The sequence below is a fragment of the Rhodococcus sp. BS-15 genome (assembly GCF_000813105.1).
Taxonomy (GTDB): domain Bacteria; phylum Actinomycetota; class Actinomycetes; order Mycobacteriales; family Mycobacteriaceae; genus Rhodococcoides.
Window position 1 is genome coordinate 29203 of record NZ_BAOX01000005.1, and the last position, 22775, is coordinate 51977.

Annotated in this window: 26 protein-coding genes; 9 read left to right on the plus strand and 17 right to left on the minus strand. The window is 63.5% G+C overall.

Annotation, left to right across the window (positions count from 1 at the left end; translation table 11 throughout):
• Positions 1-4: 4 nt before the first annotated feature.
• Positions 5-667: a response regulator transcription factor gene (locus RHBS_RS01470; protein WP_128644670.1), complete on the minus strand. Its 663-nt coding sequence runs from the start codon at positions 665-667 to the stop codon at positions 5-7.
• Entirely contained in the window at positions 664-1986 is a 1323-nt protein-coding gene (locus RHBS_RS01475; protein WP_237668926.1) for a sensor domain-containing protein, read from the minus strand. Before RHBS_RS01475 ends, RHBS_RS01470 begins: the two co-directional genes overlap by 4 nt.
• 103 nt (positions 1987-2089) lie before the next feature.
• Between RHBS_RS01475 and RHBS_RS01480 the strand changes: the two genes are divergently transcribed.
• Positions 2090-3199 carry a S1C family serine protease gene (locus RHBS_RS01480; RefSeq protein WP_128644672.1) on the plus strand — a complete coding sequence of 370 codons (1110 nt, stop codon included), beginning with the start codon at positions 2090-2092 and terminating at the stop codon, positions 3197-3199.
• Positions 3200-3202: 3 nt separating this feature from the next.
• On the opposite strand, the gene RHBS_RS01485 is transcribed toward RHBS_RS01480, so the two are convergent.
• On the minus strand, positions 3203-3616 hold the full coding sequence (locus RHBS_RS01485) for a VOC family protein (RefSeq protein WP_121871464.1): 414 nt from the start codon (positions 3614-3616) through the stop codon (positions 3203-3205).
• Between the two features lie 60 nt (positions 3617-3676).
• On the opposite strand from RHBS_RS01485, the gene RHBS_RS01490 reads away from it, so the two are divergent.
• The 4 genes from RHBS_RS01490 (at position 3677) to RHBS_RS01505 (ending at position 6765) form a co-directional block, all read left to right on the plus strand.
• A complete protein-coding gene (locus tag RHBS_RS01490; RefSeq protein ID WP_183130301.1) occupies positions 3677-4654 on the plus strand; it encodes an LLM class F420-dependent oxidoreductase in 978 nt (325 codons plus the stop codon).
• 67 nt (positions 4655-4721) lie between these two features.
• Positions 4722-5330, plus strand: coding sequence for an AIM24 family protein (locus tag RHBS_RS01495; protein ID WP_128644689.1), 609 nt, complete (start codon positions 4722-4724; stop codon positions 5328-5330).
• 1 nt (position 5331) lies between these two features.
• A complete protein-coding gene (locus tag RHBS_RS01500) occupies positions 5332-6009 on the plus strand; it encodes an AIM24 family protein (RefSeq protein WP_121871466.1) in 678 nt (225 codons plus the stop codon).
• A 12-nt stretch (positions 6010-6021) separates the two neighbouring features.
• On the plus strand, positions 6022-6765 hold the full coding sequence (locus RHBS_RS01505; RefSeq protein ID WP_128644673.1) for an AIM24 family protein: 744 nt from the start codon (positions 6022-6024) through the stop codon (positions 6763-6765).
• Here the strand turns inward: RHBS_RS01505 and RHBS_RS01510 are convergent.
• Positions 6754-7506 (minus strand): alpha/beta fold hydrolase, encoded by a 753-nt coding sequence (locus RHBS_RS01510; RefSeq protein WP_128644674.1) that lies wholly within the window; start codon positions 7504-7506, stop codon positions 6754-6756. The genes RHBS_RS01505 and RHBS_RS01510 overlap by 12 nt on opposite strands.
• A gap of 29 nt (positions 7507-7535) precedes the next feature.
• Here RHBS_RS01510 and RHBS_RS01515 point away from each other — a divergent pair, with 29 nt between their 5' ends.
• Positions 7536-7862, plus strand: a complete 327-nt coding sequence (locus RHBS_RS01515; RefSeq protein WP_032396836.1) for a hypothetical protein — start codon at positions 7536-7538, stop codon at positions 7860-7862.
• A 27-nt stretch (positions 7863-7889) separates the two neighbouring features.
• On the opposite strand, the gene RHBS_RS01520 is transcribed toward RHBS_RS01515, so the two are convergent.
• The 9 genes from RHBS_RS01520 to RHBS_RS01555 form a co-directional block, all read right to left on the minus strand.
• Positions 7890-8588, minus strand: a complete 699-nt coding sequence (locus RHBS_RS01520; RefSeq protein WP_237668932.1) for an HAD hydrolase-like protein — start codon at positions 8586-8588, stop codon at positions 7890-7892.
• A 79-nt stretch (positions 8589-8667) separates the two neighbouring features.
• On the minus strand, positions 8668-8934 hold the full coding sequence (locus tag RHBS_RS30035) for a hypothetical protein (RefSeq protein WP_237668927.1): 267 nt from the start codon (positions 8932-8934) through the stop codon (positions 8668-8670).
• Positions 8928-9773, minus strand: coding sequence for an alkene reductase (locus RHBS_RS01525; RefSeq protein ID WP_237668928.1), 846 nt, complete (start codon positions 9771-9773; stop codon positions 8928-8930). The genes RHBS_RS30035 and RHBS_RS01525 overlap by 7 nt, the downstream gene beginning before the upstream one ends.
• Positions 9770-10732, minus strand: coding sequence for a pseudouridine-5'-phosphate glycosidase (locus RHBS_RS01530; protein WP_128644676.1), 963 nt, complete (start codon positions 10730-10732; stop codon positions 9770-9772). Before RHBS_RS01530 ends, RHBS_RS01525 begins: the two co-directional genes overlap by 4 nt.
• The gene (locus RHBS_RS01535; RefSeq protein WP_128644677.1) at positions 10729-14634 is read right to left on the minus strand and encodes an amino acid adenylation domain-containing protein; all 3906 of its coding nucleotides are present in this window, start codon (positions 14632-14634) and stop codon (positions 10729-10731) included. Before RHBS_RS01535 ends, RHBS_RS01530 begins: the two co-directional genes overlap by 4 nt.
• Positions 14635-14691: 57 nt before the next feature.
• Complete coding sequence (locus RHBS_RS01540; protein ID WP_128644678.1) at positions 14692-15597, minus strand: EamA family transporter; 906 nt, start codon at positions 15595-15597, stop codon at positions 14692-14694.
• Complete coding sequence (upp, locus tag RHBS_RS01545) at positions 15594-16307, minus strand: uracil phosphoribosyltransferase (protein WP_237668929.1); 714 nt, start codon at positions 16305-16307, stop codon at positions 15594-15596. The genes RHBS_RS01540 and upp overlap by 4 nt, the downstream gene beginning before the upstream one ends.
• A gap of 13 nt (positions 16308-16320) precedes the next feature.
• Positions 16321-16995 (minus strand): phosphoribosylanthranilate isomerase, encoded by a 675-nt coding sequence (locus RHBS_RS01550; protein WP_121871473.1) that lies wholly within the window; start codon positions 16993-16995, stop codon positions 16321-16323.
• Positions 16992-17672 (minus strand): nitroreductase family protein, encoded by a 681-nt coding sequence (locus tag RHBS_RS01555; RefSeq protein WP_128644679.1) that lies wholly within the window; start codon positions 17670-17672, stop codon positions 16992-16994. The genes RHBS_RS01550 and RHBS_RS01555 overlap by 4 nt, the downstream gene beginning before the upstream one ends.
• Positions 17673-17798: 126 nt before the next feature.
• On the opposite strand from RHBS_RS01555, the gene RHBS_RS01560 reads away from it, so the two are divergent.
• The gene (locus tag RHBS_RS01560; protein ID WP_128644680.1) at positions 17799-18299 is read left to right on the plus strand and encodes a MarR family winged helix-turn-helix transcriptional regulator; all 501 of its coding nucleotides are present in this window, start codon (positions 17799-17801) and stop codon (positions 18297-18299) included.
• Between the two features lie 5 nt (positions 18300-18304).
• On the opposite strand, the gene RHBS_RS01565 is transcribed toward RHBS_RS01560, so the two are convergent.
• Together RHBS_RS01565 and RHBS_RS01570 are read right to left on the minus strand one after the other, a co-directional pair.
• Entirely contained in the window at positions 18305-18802 is a 498-nt protein-coding gene (locus tag RHBS_RS01565; protein ID WP_128644681.1) for an ATPase, read from the minus strand.
• A 129-nt stretch (positions 18803-18931) separates the two neighbouring features.
• Positions 18932-19477: a pyridoxamine 5'-phosphate oxidase family protein gene (locus tag RHBS_RS01570; protein WP_128644682.1), complete on the minus strand. Its 546-nt coding sequence runs from the start codon at positions 19475-19477 to the stop codon at positions 18932-18934.
• 111 nt (positions 19478-19588) lie between these two features.
• Here RHBS_RS01570 and RHBS_RS01575 point away from each other — a divergent pair, with 111 nt between their 5' ends.
• The gene (locus tag RHBS_RS01575) at positions 19589-20053 is read left to right on the plus strand and encodes a hypothetical protein (protein ID WP_128644683.1); all 465 of its coding nucleotides are present in this window, start codon (positions 19589-19591) and stop codon (positions 20051-20053) included.
• Between the two features lie 12 nt (positions 20054-20065).
• Here RHBS_RS01575 and RHBS_RS01580 read toward each other — a convergent pair whose 3' ends face one another.
• Together RHBS_RS01580 and RHBS_RS01585 are read right to left on the minus strand one after the other, a co-directional pair.
• Complete coding sequence (locus tag RHBS_RS01580) at positions 20066-21214, minus strand: macrolide family glycosyltransferase (protein ID WP_128644684.1); 1149 nt, start codon at positions 21212-21214, stop codon at positions 20066-20068.
• Positions 21215-21248: 34 nt separating this feature from the next.
• Positions 21249-21563 (minus strand): helix-turn-helix transcriptional regulator, encoded by a 315-nt coding sequence (locus tag RHBS_RS01585; RefSeq protein ID WP_121871477.1) that lies wholly within the window; start codon positions 21561-21563, stop codon positions 21249-21251.
• Between the two features lie 90 nt (positions 21564-21653).
• On the opposite strand from RHBS_RS01585, the gene RHBS_RS01590 reads away from it, so the two are divergent.
• On the plus strand, positions 21654-22775 hold a 1122-nt coding region (locus RHBS_RS01590), incomplete at its 3' end, for an MFS transporter (protein WP_237668930.1).

The following is a 22775-nucleotide window of genomic DNA, read 5'->3' on the forward strand; positions in this document are numbered from 1 at the left end:
TCGACTACGAAGCCGTGCCCGACGGCTGACCGAGATATTGCAGTACTGCCATCACTCGCCGATGGTTGGTATCCGACGGGGGTAGCCCCAACTTGCCGAAGATATTTCCCACGTGCTTCTCGATTGCTCTTTCCGAAACATGCAGGGATGCAGCAAGAGCTGCGTTGGTCAGTCCCTGCGCCATGAGGTCCAACACTTCGCGTTCGCGCGCGGTCAGCGCATCCAATGTGCTCCGCTTTGCGCTGGACCCCACCCATTGAGCCACCACTTCCGGATCCAGCGCTGTCCCGCCGGCTGCGACCCGAACCAATGCGTCGACGAATTCACCGACGTCGGCGACGCGGTCCTTCAGCAGATAGCCGACCCCGGACGTACTGCCGGACAACAACTCTGCAGCGTATCGGGTTTCGACCCACTGGGAGAAGACCAGTACGCCCACGTCCGGATGGCGGCGTCGCAGATGTACTGCCGCAACGAGTCCTTCGTCGGTGAAGCTCGGCGGCATTCGCACGTCGATGATCGCGACGTCGGGCGCATACTCGTCGACTGCGGCCACCAGCGCCTCGGCATCACCCACCATCGCCGGCACCTCGTATCCGCGATCGATCAGCAGCTGCACCAACCCGTCTCGTAGGATCACACTGTCCTCGGCAATGACCACCTTCATGATCCGATTCCTCCAGACGTCAGGGGCAGATGCACTTTCACGGCGGTGGGGCCACCTACCGGACTGTCCACATGCAGTGCTCCGTCGACGGATTCGACTCGAGCCTGCAAACCCTTCAGGCCGGTGCCGGCTCCGAGAACCGCACCACCGATTCCGTTGTCACGCAGGCTGATCACGACACTCGCTATGTCCGCGTGCGCATCGACCCACACCTGCGAAGCATGGGAGTGCTTGGCTGCGTTGGTCAACAGTTCGGCCACCGTGAAGTATGCGATGGTCTCGATGCTCGGAGCCGGACGGTGTGGCAACAGTACCGTCAGCTCGACCGGGATCGGGCTGCGCGAACACAGTGTCTGCAGGGCCGCTTCGAGTCCGAGATCGAGTGCGGGCGGGTGTATTCCGCGTACCACCTCTCGAAGCTCGACGAGCGCTTCCTTTGCGGTGCCGTGGGCAGCCGACACCAGTTCCGACGCGTCTTCGCCGCGTGCCAACTTCTCCTCCGCTCTCCCCAGCGCCATGGCCATGGTGACAAGTCGAGCCTGTGTGCCGTCGTGTAGATCTCTCTCGACCCGTCGAAGAGTCGCAGTCGAATTGTCGACCACCTCCGCGCGGGACGTCTCCAGGTCCGAGACTCGCCGATCCTCGTCGGAGGCAGCGAGCAGCAATCCGGTCAGCGTGCGCTCCACCGCTGCCATCGCTCGAATCGGCCATGGCGCAATGAACAGCCCACAGATTCCCAGCACGGCCACGGCCAACATCTGGGGCAGCGTGTCGAAATAGGTCTGATCGATCTGGATCAGGGATTGGCGGGCCACCCCGTCCGCGTCGTAGCTGACCGGCTTCACGACGGCCCACACCACAGGCGACACGACCAGAAAAGCCGAGATCACCGCGAACATGAGCACCACGAACACGTTGACCACCGACAGCAACGACTGGATGACGAGAAACAGCACCGCACGCCAGCCGACCCGATCGGTCAACCCGGCGGCGATGGACCCGGAGATTCCGCGAGCACGGAAGGGGGGAGGAGCAGCCACCGGAGTCGAGAGCATCGTCTCCGACAGCGCCCGGTAGGCCACACCCCAACTCCGCGCACCGACGATGACGGCGGCGATCAAGGGAATGCCGATCAGGACTATCACCAGGCTCAGCCCGAATACCGCGCCCAGGAACAGGTACGTCGCTCCGAGGAATCCCAGCATCGAACCGACGAGCAGATAGCCGCCCTCTCGCCACGTTCGCCTCGCGAACGGTGCCCGCAGAATCGCAGCAGCCACTCTGTCCTCCGTGTGTTCGATTCGTTCGTTGTTGGTCATTCCCGAAGTCTGTCGGCCGAAAGTCCCCGAATCGATGGTGGCAACCCGTGGATTCGTCGGTGTAGCTGGCACCACCATCGCCACCGGACCATAATCGGTTCCTATGCGGTCGGGTGGACGAGCGGTGGTACTGACGCTGGTCGCTGCCGGTGTGTGGCTCTTCGCGACGCCGCAACTCGATCCCGGAACCGCAGACTTCGTCGCCGCGCCGGCACCCCTCGCACCGGCAGCTCCCGTCGTCGAACCGCCACCGTTGACGCCCGAGGAGCTCGCGGCTCGCGTCGATCCCACCGTCGTCACCCTCTCGGCGTCCGCAGGATTCTCCGGGGTCGCCGGCACCGGCTTCGTCGTCGCCCCCGACGGAATCGTGCTCACCAACTTCCACGTCGTCGAGAACGCCACCGAGATCAGCGCAGTGCACATGGGCAACGGACTGATCTACGACGCCACCGTGTTGGGTTACGACAAGTCCCGTGACGTGGCAGTCGTGCAGTTGATCACCGCGGCCGACCTGCCGGTGGTCGAGCTTGCTCCGGACCCACTTCCCGAGGTGGGTGATGCGGTGACCGCCGTCGGGAATGCCTCGGGTGCGGGGGTATTGGTGCCTGCCCCGGGGGCGGTGACCGCCCTCGATCAGCAGGTGCGTACTCGCAGTTCGGTGGACGGCTCAGGAAATACGTTGGAGCGAATGATTCGCGTCGACGCCGATGTGCGATCGGGGGATTCGGGCGGGCCTCTCTTCGACGCCTGGGGCCGTGTGGTGGGAGTGAACACCGCGGGATTGTCCGACGAGGCGCGCAACGGAACCGAGTTCTCACCCCCACAGGCGCCCGAGGCGTACGCCGTCCCCATCTCAGAGGCGGTCGCGGTGCTCGATCAGGTGGTCGCCGGCCAGTCCGGTGGCACCGTACACGTGGGCCCCACACCGTATTTCGGGGTCTCGGTGCGTGATGTGTCGGTCTTCGAGAACAAGCCGGCGATCGGGGCGGCCGTGGTATCGGTGACGTTCGATTCCCCGGCGGAGGTCCTGGGATTGTCGGCGGGGGACGTGATCGTGACGTTCGACGGCAGGGAGATCGAATCCTCATCGGACCTATCGGAGGCGCTGCTCGGACGTCGCCCGGGTGATTCCGCCGTCGTCGATTGGGTCGATGACACAGGCGTAACCAGCTCCGGCACAATCACTCTCGCCCCGGGAATGCCGACTGCATGAAGGTCAGTCCTGCAGCACCGACAACACATTGCCCGCCGGGTCGGTGAACCAGGCGATCAGCGGGCCGCCGTGTCGAAAGATTCCCTTCTCGTCGGTTCCCATGGCAGGAGTGGAGCCTGCGGAACGACGCTGTATGTCCGGATATTGCTCGAACACAACACCTTTGGCGATCAAGGAGTCGACTGCGCTCTCGATATCGGCAACCGGGAAGTTCAGGATGGTGTACTGCGCGGGCACATGTTCCGGACGCGGATAGATCAGCACGATCGCCCCGGACCCCAGGTGCAGCTCGAGCATGCCCATCTCGTTCTCGGTCACCGTCAGACCGAGTGTCTCGGCGTAGAACGTGCGCGCCGTCTGCAGGTCGTCGACGCCGAATCCTGAGAACGGCTGCCTGGTCAGCTCCATGATTGTCATGGTCGAATTATTGCGCTCTCGCAGGTGCCGCGGGCCGATATCTTCAGTAGCGTGGCTCCTGTGACTATTCGCCTCGGTTATCAGATGCCCAACTTCAGCTACGACGGTTCGGTCGCAGAACTCTTCCCGCAGGTCATCGCACAGGCCCGCGAGGCCGAAGCGGCAGGGTTCGATACGGCGTTCGTGATGGATCACTTCTACCAACTGCCCGGAATCGGCAAGCCCGACGAGCCGATGCTCGAGGCCTACTCCGCCCTGTCGGCGCTCGCGACGGCCACCGACACCATCCAGCTCTCCGCGCTGGTCACCGGCAACACCTACCGCAATCCCGCGATCCTGGCCAAGACCGTCACCACCCTGGACGTCGTCAGCGGTGGGCGCGCGATCCTCGGTATCGGTGCCGGCTGGTACGAGCTCGAGCACCAGAGCTTCGGGCTCGAGTTCGGCACCTTCACCGACCGTTTCGAGCGACTCGACGAAGCCCTGCAGATCATCGAGCCGATGCTTCGCGGACAGCGGCCCACCTTCGACGGGCTCTGGTACCAGGTGGAGAACGCGATGAACGAACCTCGCATCCGCGACGATCTGCCGATCATGCTCGGCGGCGGTGGCGAGAAGAAGACGTTCGGCCTTGCCGCTCAGTTCGCCGATCATCTCAACATCATCTGCGACGCAAACGAACTGCCGCGCAAAGTCGCTGCGGTCCAAGCCCGATGCGAGGAGGTCGACCGCGACCCGAAGGATCTGGAAACGAGTTTCCTCGCGTTCGTCATCGTCGACGAGGACGGTGACAAGGCCAAGGAGCTGCAGCGCGAGTTCGTACTCAAGCAGGGCCTCGATCTGACGAACCTGTCGGAGGAGGATGCGGCGAAGGCCACCGATCGGCACTTCTGCGGAACCCCCGACGACGTCGCCGAGCAGGTGCAGAAGCGCGTGCTCGATCAGGGTATCGACGGCATCATCATCAACCTGATCACCAACGGCCATCAGCCGGGAGCCGTCGAACTGGCGGGTAGAGCCCTGAAGCAGCTCGTCTAGATTTTCTCTCCAGCAGTAGCCGCGGGGGCGCGTGCAGTGGCATAGTTCCCCCGTGGCTCAGCTGAGGATGAACGGGCACCGTGTCTTGGTCGCCGACCTGACCGGCGACTCCCTGCGCGCAATGTCGGGCTCGATGGTGGCCTACGAGGGCGATGTCACCTTCAAGAGCGCCGGCATGGGTGGTGGCGGAGGCTTCCGCGCCGCACTCAAACAGAAGGTGACCGGCGAGTCGCTGTCGCTGATGGACGTGTCCGGCAAGGGCACCGTCCACTTCGCCGTCGACGCCCAGGACATCACTCTCGTCGAGGTCCAGGGCGACAACCTCCACGTCGAGTCCTCCCAATTACTTGCTCTCACAGGGCAATTGAAGACGGATATCAAATTCTCCGGCTTGCGCGGCGCAAGTTCGGGCCAGGGACTGTTCACCACCGTCGTCAGCGGATCCGGCACCGTGGCATTGCTGTCCAAGGGTGGGCCGATCATCGCACTCGCCGTCGATCCGCAGTACCCACTGGTCGTCGATCCCGACGCCTTCGTCGCCCATCGCGGCCAACTGAATCAGAGCTTCGTCACCGACGTCACGTGGCGTTCCGCCATCGGCGGCGGCAGCGGCGAGGCCTTCTCTCTCCGCTTCGACGGCCAGGGCGTCGTCTACATCCAACCCGAGGAGCGCTGACGTGCCGCTCGAACTGGTCAACAGCAAAGTCGTGAAATCCGTTCTGGCACCGAATCAGAACGTGCTCGCGCGTCGTGGATCGATGCTCTACTACACCGGCGACGTCCGGTTCGTTCCGCATTCGATGGGCGGCTCGGCCGGTGCCATGCCGGGTATGGGCGGCATGGCCGGGATGGCAGGCCGAATGATGGCAGGCGAGCACACGGCGATGATGGCCGCCGAGGGGCAGGGCGAGGTCTTCTACGGTCACGCCGGGCTGTACATCGAGGTGATCGAACTCGACGGATCGTCGATGCTCACCGTCGAAGCCGATCGACTCCTGGTGCACGACGGCTACCTCCAGAGCTCAATCGTGGCCCTGACCTCGCAGGGCGGCGTCCGAGGAGCGGTGCGCGGTGCGATGACCGGGCAGGGTCTGTTCACGACACAACTGACCGGCCAGGGCAGCGTCGCGGTTCTCTCGCACGGCGGGGCGACTCCGCTGCAGGTCGGGCCCGATCACCCCCAGGTCGTGGTGGATCCGCAGGCGTACGTCTGCCACATCGGCAACATCAACGTCGACATCTCCGCGAACGTCGGGTGGCGCGACGCCGTCGGCAAGGGCAGCGGCGAGGCAATCCAGTTGAAGATGACCGGCATGGGCACCGTATGGGTGCAGGCGTCCGAGCAGAAGTTCTAGGAGGGACACCCTATGGGTCTGGACATTCACACCCCGTACACCCTGCCGGTCAACGACAACGTCCCCGGCAACGACTACGCGTTCTGCGTCGAGCTCGCAGGCCAGCCGTGGTTCACGTCGAAGGGCGCGATGATCGCGTACTACGGCAATGTTCGTTTCGAACCGCTCGGGCAGACGTCCATGCCCGCCATCGTCGCCGCGCGGTTCTCCTCTCCGCTGTACTCGAACGACTGGGTGCTCGCGCAGGGCCAGGGCAAGCTGATCCTCGGCGATCGCGGGTTCAACATCAACAGCTACGACCTCGACGACGGCAACCTCACCATCCGGGCCGCGAATCTCCTTGCGTTCGAGCCGACTCTGGATCTCAAGCAGTCCATCGTCCCGGGATTCCTGACTCTGCTCGGCACCGGCAAGTTCCTGGCCTCGTCCAACGGCCCCGTCATGTTCGCCGAGCCGCCGCTGCGCATCGACCCGGAAGCCCTTGTCGGATGGGCAGATTGCCCGTCGCCCTCGCATCACTTCGATGCCGACTGGATGCAGAACTTCCTCGGTGCAGCCCGCGGATTCCTCGGTGCCAACAGCGGCGAGGAGCGTCAGTTCGACTTCACCGGTACAGGCACAGTGCTGATCCAGTCCAGCGAGAAGGTTCTCAACGACTCACATCTGTTGCGCTACATCGAATCTCAGACGGTCTCACTGGGGCAGAACTCGTTGCGAGCGCTGCACAACACCATCGGAGCTCGGCTACAGCAGTAGTTCGGCTCGCAGCACCTCGACAACGCCTCTATGGTTGTCGGCCATCATGACGTGTCCGGCGTCGTCGATTCGTACGAAAACTACGCCGGAATCGGTCAGTCGAGGCTCCTGACTCGGAGCACCAGTGCGCTCTCCGTATACGAACACCCTCGGGATGGGCAGCGACTCGAGCATGAACTGCACTGTCCGCTCCGGACCCAGGCAAAGCCCGACGGCTGTGCGGTGGAGAGCGATCGGATCTGCAACGCGCAGGGTGGACGCCCACTCAGGATCCGCGGCGGCAACAAGCCTCGAGATGCCGGACTCGACGAATTCGCCTTCGGTTTGCCGAGCGATCTCGACGCTGGCAGTGCCGTCCCACGGCAGCAGGTTGGGTTCGAGCACGTGCAATCGGCCCACCAGGTCCGGTCGCCGGTAGGCCAGCACGACAGCAATCGAACCACCCAGGCTGTGACCCACCAGGTCCACCGCCGAGAGGTTCCGTCGATCGAGTATGTCTGCGATGGCGGCGGCATGGTCGTCGAGCGAGTAGCCGATGTCGTGCGGACGGTCGCTGAATCCGAATCCGAGCAGATCCGGCAACACCCGCTCTCTACCTTCGAAGGCAGCGTCTGTGGCGATGGCACCGAACGCCGGAACGCCGGCTGAACCGATCCCGTGCAGGAACACCATGGCCGGTTCCGGGTTGCCCGGCAGGGTGAACGTTCGGACGCACGGCGGCTGTTCGGAGAAAACGCGCATACTGGAGTATCACCTGAGGAGGTACCGCCATGGCCAATCAAGGACCCTTCGGATTCGGATCCGACGACTTCGACAAGTTCGCGCGTGAGGCGACCGAGGGACTGCGCGAGGTGGTCGGCTCACTGTTCGCCTCGGGCACCGGGGCGCCCAAAGCTCCGCCGGAGCCCGAAACCACAGGTCAGAAGGGTGACGGAGTCTGGGCGATCTACAGCGTCGATGACGCCGGATCACCGCAGATCGACCAGCTCTACGCCACCGAACTCGATGCCCTCCGTGCACACAAGGACAACACCGACCCGCGTCGACGCGTCCGGTTCCTGCCGTACGGCGTGAGCGTCAGCGTCCTCGAAGACTGAATCGGGTGCACGCCGCACCGATCGGCACTATGTGCCGTCGGTGAGAGTGGTCAGTAGCGCGCCGAGCTCCGGTACCGATGACGCGATCCAGCGCGCACCGAGGTTCTCTGCCGGAAGCCCGTATCCCCATTCGACGAACACTGTGGGGATCCCCCACTGGGCCGCCCCGTCGACATCGTGAATCCGGTCCCCGACCATCGCCACGCCGGGTGTGCCGCCTGCGGCCTGCGCGATCGGCGTAGTCGAAGTCTCGGTGAGTGCACGGGCGATGACATCGGACTTCGACTGCCGCGAACCGTCGGATCCGGCAATGAAATCGAAGTATTTCGACAGACCGAAATGCTCGAGTATGCGGTGCGCAGTCAGCTCGGTCTTCGATGTCGCTACGGCCATGATCACGCCGGCGTCCTTCAGACAGGACAAGACTGCGTCCATTCCATCGAAGACCGAATTCTCGGCCCAGCCGCGTTCGCCGTACCTCTGCCGGTAGGAATCGACGGCTCGCGCAGCACGAGTCTCGTTCAGGCCGAGAGATAGGAACGACTCCAGCAGTGGGGGTCCAATGACTGTGCTCAGCATGTCGGCGGTCGGTTCAGGCTCTCCGATATGCGCCAATGCGTGCCGAAAGCCTGCCCGGATCCCCGGTGCCGAGTCGGTAAGAGTCCCATCGAGGTCGAACAGGACGGTCTCGGCTCGGAACGAATCAGGTGGGTCAACAGGTGTCACGGCGACATCGAATTTCTGATGACTGCAGAGACTGCGGGGTATCGAGTTCTGCTGCGTGGTCGGGTACATCCATCGCTCCCTAGGTGGACGTTGCGAATGCTGGTTCTTCCCGCGTGGGCGACTTCATCGTCGGGTAATCGGTGTAGCCTTCGTCGCCGCCGCCGTACAACGTGGCTTCATCGAGCTCGTTGTACGGCCCGCCCGCCCGGATACGATCGACCAGATCGGGGTTGGCCAGGAACAGCGCACCCAAGCACACCGCGTCTGCTGCCTGTTCGTCGAGCACGGTGCCTGCGATCTCGGGCGTCACGGGACCCGAGTCGGTGTGTTCGTGGGGATTCAGCACGAGCGCGCCCGTCCATTGCTCCCGGACGGCAGCGGTGATGGATCGGTTGCCGGATTCCATGACGTGCAGGTACGCCAGGCTGGTAACCGATCGACGAAGTGGCGGTAGAGCGCGGCAGTATCGGACTCGGTGATGTCGTTGTACGGGTTGGCCGGCGAAATGCGGACACCGACGCGGTCGGCACCGAGTGCGCGAGCCACGGCGCTGATCACCTCTGCCGGGAATCGCACCCGACCCTCGATCGATCCACCGTACGAGTCGTCACGGACATTGGTGTTGTCCGAAAGGAACTGGTGGAGAAGGAATCCGTTGCCCGCATGGATCTCGACACCGTCGAACCCTGCGTCGATCGCACCCGTCGAGGCCGCGACGAAGTCGGCGACGGTCTCCGCGATGTCGTCCTCGGACAACGCGGTTGGGGTGAGGTAATCCACCGGACCGGTGGGTGAGAAGCACGTGCCTGCAGCGGCGATCGCCGATGGGGCGACCGACGTGTGCGCGGACGGGTACAAGCTCGGATGTCCGATACGACCGGAGTGCATCAACTGGGCGACGATTCGCCCACCGGCGGCATGGACGGCGTCGGTGACCTGTCGCCAGGATCGAACCTGCTCCGCCGAATGCAGACCTGGGGTCGAGGCAAATCCCTGACCGATCACGCTCGGCTGGATCCCTTCGGAGACGATCAGTCCCGCACTCGCCCGCTGCGCGTAATACGTTGCCATGGAGGGGGTTGCACAGCCGTCGACGGTTGCTCGGTTCCGTGTCATCGGGGCCATGACGAGTCGGTTGCTCAGCGTCAGGGCACCGAGTTCTGTCGGATCGAAGATGGTGGTCATGCTGCTCCAGTCTCTCGCGTCGGGTGTGTCGTCTGTGCTGTGGTGCGTGCGTGGGCGGCGGCGAGTATGCCGCCGACTTCGGCGGTGCTGATCAGAACCGCCTTGTTTGCTTCGGAGGTTCTGCCGCCGGTCATCTCGTCGACGGCTCGCATCAGATACTTGGTGATCGCGTTTCCGCGGATGCCGTCCCGCTCGGCGGATCGCAGCGCCGTACCGATCGCGGCTTCCGCGAGTTCACGGTCCACCGCGTCCTCGGCTCGGGGCGGTGTGGTGATCAGGACTCCGCCTGATCCTCCTGCATCCCAGTGGTTTTCGACGATCCGAGCAATCATGTCCTCGTCGTCCACACGGTGTGGACTGCGGATGCCGCTCGATTCGCAGTAGAAGGCAGGAAAGTCGTCCGAGCGGTACGACACGATCGGCACACAGTGCGTCTCGAGGAACTCCATCGTCAGCGGCAGATCGAGTATCGCTTTCGCTCCGGCGCACACCACCGCGACCTTGGACCTGGTGAACTGGATCAGGTCCGACGAGACGTCCATCGACTTCTCCGCACCTCGGTGCACACCGCCGATCCCCGCCGACGTGAAGAAGCGGATGCCCGCGAGTTCTGCAGCGACCAAGGACGATGCGACCGTCGTTGCACCGGTGATGCCTCGTGCCAGTGCGACCGGTAGATCTCGGCTGCTCACCTTGGGGATGCCCGGCGTGGACGCGTACCGCTCGATGTCGGATTCGGTCATTCCGATCGAGAGTCGGCCTTCGTCGATTCCGATGGTCGCCGGGATCGCACCGCCTGTGCGCACCGCGTTCTCGACCTCGTACGCGGTCTGTGCATTTTCCGGGTACGGCAATCCATGGGTGATGACGTTGGACTCGAGTGCGACGACGGGTAAGCCGCTGTGCAAAGCCTCTGCGACCTCCTCGGTCATCCGCAAGGGAGTTTTCGACATTCTCATGCGTGCTCCTGCGATGTCTCGAGTCGAGAACGAACTTCCGGCTCGGGTACCTCGTCGAGCGCACGATCGGACGGACCGGCGATGCCTCTGATCGCAGCTGCGAGTTCTCCGACGCCAGCCGACCGCAGCACCGAGTAATGGTCGCCCTTCAGCTCGACGATCCGGGGTGTCGACGTGGAGTATCCCGATTGATTTTCGACGAAGGAATAGTCGTCACCGTTTGCTTTGAAGATCGTCACCGGCGCGGTGAGTGTCCGACCGGCCATCTCCCGAAATGTGTACTCGAACTCGTACGTCTGTTCCACGACGCGCACGATGTTGGTGATCAGCACCTCCCCGAGCGCCGGAAGCAGACCGTGTACGTATCTGACGAAGCTGCTCTCGTCGGCGACTCCGGCGGCCATACACCCGTCCAGTTCGGGACCGGCGATCTTCCCGGTGAAGACCGACAGCAGGATGGTCAGATATCCGTGATCGTCGTAGCTCGCGCTCCGAGTGGTTCCTGCGCCCTCCACCACCGGGTTGCCCGGGCAGATCAGAAACAGCTCTTCGACGTCGTGGCCCGCCTGTTCGAGCTGCCAGGCGGTCTCGAAGGCGACCCGCGCTCCGAACGAGTATCCCCACAACCGATACGGTCCGTGGGGTTGGACTCGGACGATCTCGGCGACGTCGGCCGCGGCCATCTCGCCGATCGTGCGGTAGGCCGTCTCGCCCGGGTTGATGCCGTGAGCTGCGATCCCGTAGAACGGACGCGTCGGGCTCGCCTCGGCCCCGAGCAGTCGAAGATTCATCGGGTAGCCGCCGAGGCCGGGCCAGCAGAAGACCGGCGCGGACGTTCCCACGTTGTGCAGCAACGACAATCGCGATTCGGGACCGCCAGCGTCACCCTGGATTCTCGCGGCCAGGTCCCTCAACTTCGGACGCTCCAGAATCACCTGAATCGGAAGCTTCACCCCGTATTCCGCATTGATTCTGTTGACGAGCGCGACGGCAATGAGGGAATTGCCACCGGCAGTGAAGAACTCGTCCTCGACGGACACCGAGTCATAGTGCAGGGCCGCGCCCCACACCTCGGCCAACCAACGCTCGGTGTCTGTCGCCGGTGCGACGTAGGGCGCGGACGAATCGGCAGCGAGCACCTCCTCGGATCGGCTCAGCACTGTGCAATCGACCTTTCCGTTTGCGGTCAACGGCAGCGCGTCCATGACGAGAATGCGATTCGGGATCATGTAGTCGGGAAGGAAGTTCGCGAGCTCGTCCTTGATGATCTCGGCGGGGCCCCGCATGTGCACGGCATCCTCGTTCATTCCCTCGCTCGCCAGCTGTTCGGCACCGATCGGTCCGCCGACGCAGTAATACGAGGCTCCCGTCGGAAGCCCACACGAGGTGAGGATGTCGTCGATGCGCCTGGCGGCAGGTAGCGGATTCCCTGTCTTGGAGCTGTAACCGGAGGACATCAAGCCGATCCCAACGTCGATTCCTCGACGCTGAAGACGGTGAAGAGCCAGACCGAGTTCGATGTAGTCCATCCAGGATTCGTCGACACGAGAGATCAGCGCGATCGAGAAGCTCGCACGGTCGTAGACCTGCTGATTGATCGCGATCACGTGCCGGGATTGCACCACCGAATCCGAGACGATCTCGAAGTCTGCGACGCCGTCGAATCGATAGAAGCACGATGCCATCCCGACGACATCTCCGTGTGCCTGGACGTATACGTCGACATCCAAGGTCCGCGGCACATCCTGTGCGGCAACGATGTCGAAGCTGCCCAGGTACTCGTCGCCGACGGGCAGTTCGAGTCGCTGCGACACCGTCGGATCCCACGACCCCGGTTCGACCGTCGAGCCGTAGCGAGCCAGCGCCGTCTCGAACACACCCATCAGATGTCCGGCCTCGAACTCGAGTACCTCGAGTACGTTGTTGCGGTAGACCGGTTCGATGGCGCTTCGGCGCCCGACGATGTGAATGCGGCTGGAGTCTACGGTCGTGTTCGAGTGCATCGACACGAAGGCGTGATCGACCGGGTGGTAGTAGTACACACCAGGTTCGAGGGTGTCGTTGCCCGGCGTCTCGAGATAGATCTGATCGGCGTACAGGGCTCCAGGGGATGCATACGCGTACTTGGGAAGCAGGCGCTCGTCGCTACGGAACTGCCCGAACCACCGCATGATCTCTCCGAGTTCGTCCCCGGTGAGATCGTCGAACGGACGCGGCGTAGCCGAGGACCGGTGCGTCCGCGGCGTCGCCAGCAAGTCGAACAATCGGTCGCGCGACATCCGCCCATCACCGTCGAAGAAGCGATAGGTTTTGCGCGCGAACACCTCCGATCGCTGCAGCGCCGTCTCTGCTCGGCCGGGCAGTTCGATCACGGCCCGGTCTGCAAGCTCCTCGGGCCGCCGAACTCCCGGATCGGCGAGCTGCGCCTTGAGCTGCACCTTGCTCGACTTCGACTGATGATGGCTGCCATGGTTGCCCTGGTCCATCAGGGCGGCTTCCTTCGGATTGAGTTCGACGCACGCGACGAGTGTGCGGCTCCCGGTTCGGCTGTCGTCGGTCACGATCGCCGCAGCCCGACGCACCCAGGTGTGTTCCTCGATCGACAGAGCGATCTCCTCGAGCTCCACCCGGTAGCCTCTGAGCTTGATCTGATTGTCGACCCGCCCCGAGAACTGAATCGAACCGTCGGGGTTCCAGTATGCGAGATCACCTGTCCTGTATAGCTTTTCCGTGGGAACGAACGGCGACACGATGAACCGGTCACGCGTCTGGTCCTGGCGTCCGAGGTACCCCCTGGCGAGCTGCACTCCCCCGATATAGAGCTCACCGACCTCACCGATGTCGGCCGGAGCCAGGTTCTCGTCGAGAATGAAGCACTGCGTGTTGTCGACGGGCACCCCGATGGGAACCGATCCTGCTCCGTCGCGGATCGTGTCCGGGTCTACCAGGAACGCAGTGGCGTTGATGGTGCACTCCGTCGGTCCGTACAGGTTGACGAGCGACGACCACGGCAGCTCGTCGGAGAACGCTCTGGCGAGCGACAGCGACAGCGCCTCGCCCCCGGAGAACACCCGCGACAGGCTGACGCAGCTTCGGAAACGGTCCGAATCGAGCAGCGCAAGCAGGAGCGTCGGCACACACTGGAACGTCGTCACGCCGTGCGCGTTGATGGCATCGACGAGAGCCTCGGTGTCGCGGTAGATACCCGGCGACCCCATCACCACTCGACTGCCTACGGCCGGTGCCAGGATCTCCCACTGGGCGGCATCGAAACTCATCGGTGTCTTCTGCAGTACGACTGCACCGTCGCCGAGGTGGCCGCACGATGCCATCCAGTTGATCTGCGACACGATGCTGCGGTGCTCGATCATCACCCCCTTCGGCCTACCGGTGCTACCAGAGGTGTAGATGACGTAGGCCAGATCGCCCGGGTTCGGACGAGCCGACGGTGCAGACGGTGTTCGCGGCGTGATGGTTTCCAGCGATACGACGCGTGTGCCCGCGGGAACCATGTCGGTGAGGTGCGCCGCGAGGTGCTCCTGAGTGACGATGACCGTGGTGGCACTGTCCTCGATCATGTATCGCAGTCGATCGTCCGGGTACTCCGGCGACAACGGTAGGTAAGCGGCGCCGGCGAACAGAATGCCCCAGGCACCGACCATCGTCTGTGCGGACGGTTCGACGTAGAGGCCAACGCAGTCGTCTGCGCCGACGCTCATGTCACGCAGGTGCGCTGCGACTTGTTCGGCGCGCTCGTGCAGGGCGGAGAAGGTCAGGTCGCCGTCGGAAGCGACGACGGCGACCTGATCCGGCCGGCTCTCGGATTGGCGTCGCAGCAGGTCCGGCAGGCTGGCGACGAGATGGGCGGCTTGAATGCGTGCATCGAACTGTCTTGTATCCAACGGGATTCCCCTGTGAGTCGGAACGGCAGTAGGTGTCGAACGCAGAGCTGACGAGAATCAAACGGGTTGAGTCGGTTTCACGGTGGAACGGGCCGCGGCGCGGCGAGTTCGGATCGGTTGCGCGATGATCACTGCTGCAACGACGGTCGCAGCACCGACCAATTGCAGTGGTGAGAGTGACTGGCCCAGAACGAGATACCCCAGCACAGTCGCGGCGAGTGGGCTGGCGAACGACAGGAACGACACCGCAAGCGCGGGAAGTTTGCCGATACCGCGGAACCACACCGCGTAGGCGAGAAGCGCACCGATCACACTGAGGTAGAGGAACCCGGATACGTTCTCTGTCGTAATGGAGTCAGGAAGACCTTCTCCGAACAACATGAACGGCAACAGAACTGAGCCTCCCACCGTCAGCTGCCACCCGGTGAACGTCAGCACCCCGACGCCCTCGGGTCTGCCCCATCTCTTGGTCAGCACCAGACCGGAGGCCATGCTGGCGGCACCCGCCAGTCCTGCGAGTACTCCGATCAGATCCAGGCCGGCGTTCGGCTGGAGGACCAGAAGTCCCACGCCCACTGCACCCATGACACAGGCAACGATGTGAATGCTCTTGATCCTCGCCCCCAGCAGTCCCACACCGAGAACGAGCACGATCATCGGCTGAACACTCATGACGAGTGCCGCGACACCGCCGGGCAGGTGATACGCCGCAACGAACAGGAAGTAGAAGAACGCGCCGATATTGAGCACACCGAGCACGATCGCGCGCCACCACCAGATACCCTGGGGTAGAGCACGTCCCAATGCAACAAGGATCAGACCGGCGGGAAGTGCACGCACGACCGATGCAAGAAGAGGACGGTCGGGCGGAAGGAGTTCGGTCGTCACGAGGTACGTGCTTCCCCAGACCGCGGGCGCGAGCACGGTCAGCAACGAATCGCGCACCGTGCTTCCGGATTTCATCGCACCGGTCCGGCGTGCACGGTTCCGAAGAACCTGTCCCCGAAATCCCCGATGCCGGGGATCATGAACGCCTCGTCATTGAGGCGCTCCTCGATCGACGACGTGACGATCTGCACCTGCGGCCTCGCACGGCAGACTGCCTCCAGCCCCTGGGGTGATGCGAGGAAGTTGACGAAGACGATTCTGTCCTCGCGCACGCCTGCCTCGACGAGAACGTCGATCGCGGCGAGTGCAGACCCGCCGGTCGCCAACATCGGCTCCAGCAGAAGAACGTGGCGGGACGCGATGTCATCGGGGAGATGCGAGTAATAAAGTCGTGGCAGCTTCGTGTTCTTGTCCCGCTGCACGAGAATCTTTCCGATACTCACTCCTGGATACAGCTCCCGAAACGCCGATTCCATGCTCTCACCCGCCCGGATCACCGGGACCGCACAGACCCTCGACGCGAACCGAAGACCACGGTAGGTTTCGCCGACGGGAGTGGTCACCTCGTGATAATCGAACGGTAGAAGATCGACAGCCGCCTCGAGCAGAAGCCGGTTGATTCTGCCCGCGTAGTTCACGAAGGCTTCCTGCGTTGCGTGCCGATCTCGGATGATCGTATGCATAGCGCGCAACTGCTTGGTCTGGACGAGAAGGTGGATGCCTGGACGATCACGGGTGGTTGTCGTCAACGCGGTCGAGTTCCCGCGCAGTTCTGTCGAAGTCATGGCCCGTTGTCCCTCAGTTGATTTCGGCGAACGCATCACGAGCACGCGTCACGAAGTCACGAACCTTGACGGCATCCTTGCGTCCGTCGGCACCCTCGAGCAGAGAGTGAGCGTCGACTGCCGCCGGGCGCACCTGCCTGATCGCGTCGGCGACGTTGTCCGGGCTCAGGCCGCCGGCCATCATGAGGGGCTTGGGCGAGCGCGCGACGAGTTCGGCGCTCACCGACCAGTCGTGCAGCAGACCGGTCGCACCCTTGGCTCCCGTGCGCGGATCGAAGGTGTCCGTGATGAACATGTCGACGACATCGGCGGTTCGATCCACCTGCGCAAGTAGTTCTTTCGCATTGTCGGTCCGCACGACGAGGCTCTTGAGAACATAGAGTTCGGGCGCGATGTCCTTCAGGATTCGCAACTGCTCGTCCTCGACGTCACCGTGCAATTGCACCGCGCGAACCCCGAGTTCGCGACAGAATCCGGCAACCTCGGCGGCGTCCGTCAGATAGGAGATCAGCACACCCTGGTGAGGTGCCGGCAGCCCCGCGATCGCTTTCGCGGCGTCGTACTCGGTGATGTCGTCCTTGCCCGACGGGAGTCGAAGCGGGAACCCGAGCCAATCGACACCGGCTTCGCACAGCATCTGTGCCTCTGCCTCGTCGATGATGCCTGCGACCTGTACGAGTGCGCTCATGAAATTCTCCCAGAAGTGTCGGTGAGTGTCGTTCGGTAGTGCTGGTAGTGCACCGAGGACGAGACCGGCCGTCGGCCGGGGTGGCGTCGTTCCTCGGCTGCGAACCCGAGCGGAAGTAGCAGCGCGACTGCGATATCGGTGCGATCGTCCACGCCGACCACTTTCTTGACTTGCGTTTCGTCCCAGCCGTTCATGGGCGAGCATGCGAGGCCCTGCTCGGTGGCGGCGAGCATCGCGAAGCTGGCCGCGATCACGGCGTCCTTGACTGCGTACTCTCGCTCGAGGCCGCGTTCGAGAAGGTCCTGCTGAAATGTCCGGCTGGATTCGGCCGACCCCGCGATGAACTGCTCCGACCACGCACCCGATCGGCGCGCAGTGTGGAACACGTCGTGGTTGTCCCGTCGCCATGCGTCCATCTCGGCGAGAAAGACCAACACGACCGGGGCTTCCCTGGGGTGTGGTTGACCACCGGTTGCGGCCTCGAGTCCGGCGCGGACATCGGGGTCGCTCACCACGACGATGGATCGGCCCTGGTAGTTCCATGCGGACGGCGCTTCGAGCGTGAGTTCGAGCACCCGGTCGAGCGTGTGTGTCGGTATCGGATCGGGCAGATAGTGCCTATGACTTCGACGTGACCTGATCGCGTCCGATACGGAAATTCCTTCTGAAGGCCTCATGTCTCGTTCCCGAATATTTCGATGTCGAATCATTTGACAACGAAAAGCTACTTCAAGTGCTACCGTCTGTCAAACAGTTCGATGTCGAAATATTGAATTGCACCCGCAGTGCACAAGGAGAGTTCATTGACCGACGCAGTGGATTCGTTTCTGGAGCAATGGAAACGAGAGCGGCCCGAGATGGAGGCATCCCCCATGGGCATAGTCGGACGACTGTCGCGGACCTCGCGATTGGTCGAGCACGAGATCCGCGGCTACTTCGCCGAGGAGAACATGGAGCCCTGGGAATTCGACGTGTTGGCGACTCTGCGCAGGTCGGGGCCGCCCTACACTTTGACGCCGAAAGACCTTGTTGCGCGGACGATGGTCGGCTCGGCCGCGATGACCAACCGGGTCGACCGACTCGTCACCAAATCCCTCGTGACTCGCGAAACCGACCCCGCGAACCGACGCAGCATCCTGATCACGCTGACCCCCGAGGGACACGACGTGGTCGAACGCGTCGTGGACGGCCATGTGGCGAATGCAGCCCGCCTGGTGTCGGACCTCGAACCGAGCGAACGACGCGAGCTGGAGCGGCTTCTGCGAAAGTTGTTGATCTCCCTCGGCGACACCGGCGGTGCCTGACCGCGCTAGGCGCGGCTGGCTGCACCCGATTCACGCAGGCTCGACTCCAGCGAAGCCAACGACTCTGCGAGGAAGGACTCGGGGACCGACGGCAGTCCACCGATTTCTGCCCGAGTGGCTTCCGGGGTATCGGTCCAGTCGTAGGTGAGGGTCACTGTCGTGCCTTCGTCCGCCGTCGCCAGGTCGTAGCGCCACCACCAGCCGCCGTAGCCGATGGGGCCATCGTCCGTTCGTGCTCCCGGCAGCCACGCGATCGTTCGATCCTGCACGTAGGCGATCACCAGATTGTGCATCACGTAGTGCCCACCCGCGGCGTCGAGGAACATGTTGACCGCGAACACCTGCCCCATCGCGGTAATGGGATTCGCATCGACCGCCGCGCGTACCCAATTGCCCGGTTCGGTGTCCTGATGCCGGTTGGGGTCGGACAGAACAGCGAAGATCTCGGCCGGGCTCGCGGCCATCGTTCGGCTCACGACAAGGCACTCTCGGACGGCGTTCATGCGCCGTGGACAGCGTAGGCAATGGTTGCACCGGCAGAAGTCATGATGATTGTGCTCATGCAGGGACAGACTCCTCCGGACACCGAATCTCACCGGCACCGAGTTCCCGAGTCGGCTTCGAGGGTCCGCTCAGCCCGGAAACCCCGGCAGACCATCGATACTGGCGGCATTTCGTTCGGCGCGGTACTTCACCATGCCGTCGACGCCCTTCTTTTCGGCGTGCCGTTGGATCAAGTCGCGTTCGCCGGCCAGATCCATGATCGGTACACCCCAGCCGCAGGAATCGCTGATTCGCGTCACATCGACCGAAATCACTGCGCGAGTGCTCGGATTCGATGGGTGGCGGGCAACCACGTCGTCGAACATGGGATCGCCCGGCAGCCAGACAGATCCCGTTCCGTGCAGACGGACTATTCGCGGTCGGGTGTCGAACGCGGCGAACATCAAACACACTCGACCGTTCTCTCGAATGTGCGCGATCGTCTCCACTCCGCTGCCCGTGTAGTCGACCCACGCGACGTCACGATCCCCCAGCACGGAGAGCGAATCATGCCCTCTGGGTGAGACATTGACGTGCCCGTCACCCTGCAGTGGCGCGGTCCCGACGAACCACATCGGCTGCGCCAGGATCCATGCCTTCAGCGAGTCGTCGATGCGCTCGAATATTTTCCCCACATTCGGACCTTAGCGTTGCCGACGCCCATTGTCGTTCGGCGAATCGATGTCGCTTCGTCTCGCGTCGGTATCGTGGTCCCGTCACCCGAGAACGCAAGGATGCGACACCGAATGCTCTCGATACCAGAGTCCATCTCGATCCCCCTGGGACAGCCCGTGTTCGTTCAGGCACTTCGCTACACGGCATTGTTCGATCAGAAGCCGTTTGCCGAGGCACTGCTCATCTATACCGACAACGGCGCATACAAGATCATGTCTCCGGGCGAGGATCATTACGGCAGCTACGTCTCGTACACCGACGTCGCGGCGAACCCGCAGCACGTGATCTTTCTGTCGTGGCCGTCGGAGGATTGGGACCGCAACGTCGCCTCCCACACTCTGACGTTCAATCCCGATTCCGCGGCGTTCACTCAAGTACTGGTCCTGCCCGGCAATCCTGTGCCTCGCTCGCAGTACGGTTACGCGCTGCCGACTCCCGATCCGCAGAGCGTCGACATGGCGGCATCCTGGGGCCAGGTCCGCGACACCTACGCCGATATCTTCGGGCAGCTGGAGATCCTGACAGCAGCTCGATAGCCGTGACGTCGGTCAGCGCCGGAATGCTTCCACCGCGTCCGCCGCCTGTTCGACGCCTCCGTGTGATCGCACCTTCGCACTCATCGCCGCTGCGCGCGATGCCAATCGGCGAGCCTGGGCAACCGCGTCGGCCAGGCTCGCAGCCGTCACTTTCTCGAATTCGAGGTGCACGCCGACCCCGAGTTCGGCGAGCATCGCCGCGTTGCCGAATTGATCCACCGCCTGGGGAATGGCCACGGTCGGGACGCCGAACCACAGCGCCTCGGTGCAGCCACCCATTCCGGCGTGGGTGATGAACACCGTGGCCGCATCGAGTACGGCGAGCTGCGGAACATGTTCGTGTACTTCGACATTGGCAGGTAGTGCCCCGAGCGCAGCAGGATCGACGCGTCGGCCGATCGAGATCACCACGTGCCAGTCGGTGTTCGCGAAGGTTTCGATACACAGTCGGTAGAACTCGGGTCGCTCGTTGTAACCGGTGCCGAAGGAGATGTACAGGATCGGCCCATCGGGTGCGGTCCAACTGCGGTCCTTCAGGCGTGCCGGGTCGAGGCACGGTCCGACGAAGCGAACGTTGTCGGCCACCCGGTCGGCGTTGGGCTGCATCACTCGCGGAATCAGCGACAGGCAGTGCGCCGGATACGTGATCCACTCCCAGGGATCGGCGTCGATGTCGTTGTCTCGCAACCACGATGCATAGGTATCGCGATACGCAACGCCCGTTGTCGACTCTCGGATAGAGGTCATCCCATCACCGAGATCCTCGGCATATCCGTCCCACGCCACGTAGGTCGGCGAGAGTTGCACGGCCGTCACCCCGTATCGCACACCGAGGACGGGTGCTGTCATTCCGCCGATGTCGTACAGGAACAGATCAGGCTGATCGTCGTCGTAGAACGCGGTGAGCACGGGATACGACGCGATTGCCTCGTCGAGGAAGACCTGCATCGCCGCCGCCGGATCGTCCGGCCACGACGCCTCTCCGTCGGGAAGTATCGAGGAGAACGGGACCACCTCGACGCCCGCGGGCTCGACCACGTGCCGCAGAGAATCACCGACGGCATAGGTGACGCGGTGCCCTCGCCGGACCAGCTCGGCAATCACTGCCAGCGATGGATAGATGTGGCTGGGGGCCGTCGTGCCGATCATGGCGATGTGCATGGTGCCCACCGTAGGGTGCATCGCGCACGGAGAGCTAGTGGATTTCGTTGGCGATCAGATCCAGCAAGCCGGGAAATCGATCGTTCAGCTCCACTCGACGCAGCGTCACTTTACGACTGTTTCCGCGATCGACCTGGAACACCAGTCCTGCTTCCCTCAGCACTCGAAAGTGATGCGTCAGAGTTGATTTGGTGACACCCAGATCGAAGGACATACAGGTTCGCTCGGCTCCGTCCTCGTCGCCGACGAGTTCGGTGACCACCTTGCGGCGCAGTGGATCCGCCAGTGCCGACATCACCGCGCCGAGTTGCATTTCCTCGGGCTCCGGATGCCCGTTTTCGTCAGCCATGAGCTCCTCCCCTCAACAAGGTACGACTTGCGCCGTACCTCCAAACCTGGTCTAGTACGAAAATCATCGTACCTAAGCCCAGGGGGATTCATGAGAGCAGTTCTGCCGGTCGTACTCGCAGCACAGTTCGTCGTACCGATGTCCATCTCGGGCACCGCCATCGCGCTCCCGGTGATCGCCGCAGATCTCGGCTCCGATCCGACGCCGCTGCAGTGGGTCGTCAACGGCTTCAACGTCGCGTTCGCACTGTTCACCGTCGTCTGGGGTGCGGTCTCGGATCGCATCGGTCACCGCACGTCGTTTCGCATCGGCGTCGTACTCACGGCCGTCGCCAGCCTGGTCAGCGCCCTGGCATCCTCACTGCTCCTACTCGACGCCGCGCGGGTGTTCGCCGGCATCGGTGCCGCGGCGGTCCTGGTGGGCTCGACGTCCATTCTCTCGCTGCATTTCCAGGGGACCGAACGAGCGACGGCCTTCGCCCTGTTCGGCACCGTGAACGGACTGGGGTTGGCACTCGGGCCGACCATTTCCGGACTGCTGATCGCCGTACTCGATTGGCGTGGAGTGTTCGCCGCTCAGGCGCTCGTTCTGCTCGTCGCGGCCGTCGGAACACTGGCCCTTCCTGCTCTGCGAAGCGCATCGACACCATCGAAACTGCTGGATTTCGGCCTACTGCGCAACCGCCGCTTCCTCGCTCTGTGCCTGGTCCCGGTCGCCGGAGCCATCGGATTCGTCACCCTTCTCACCTATCTGCCCGCTGCGCTCAGCGCCGTGGCATCCCTCACTCCCGGGCGAGCCGGACTGTTCATGCTGGCGATGACGATCCCGGTATTGATCGCCCCACTGACCGTCGCCAAGCTGACCGAGATGTTCGACGCAATCACCCCCGACCGCATCGTTCTCGCGAGCCTCGGCTGCCTGATTCTCGGCAATCTCGGCATGCTGGCCCTGGAACCCGGCCTCCCGCTCGCCGCCGTCGTGGCCCCGATGATCCTGTTGGGGCTGGGATTCGGGCTCCCGATCGGCCTGGTCGACGGTGAAGCACTCGCGGCAGTTCCACCGCACAGCAGCGGCACCGCAGCAGGAGTACTCAATCTCTTCCGCATCGGTAGCGAGGCCGTGATGGTCGCCGGCTACGCCTGGCTGCTGACGATCCTCGTCCGCGGCCGGGTGCCGACCGTGCCGACGCAGATGCCGCCGCGGCCGGGCCAA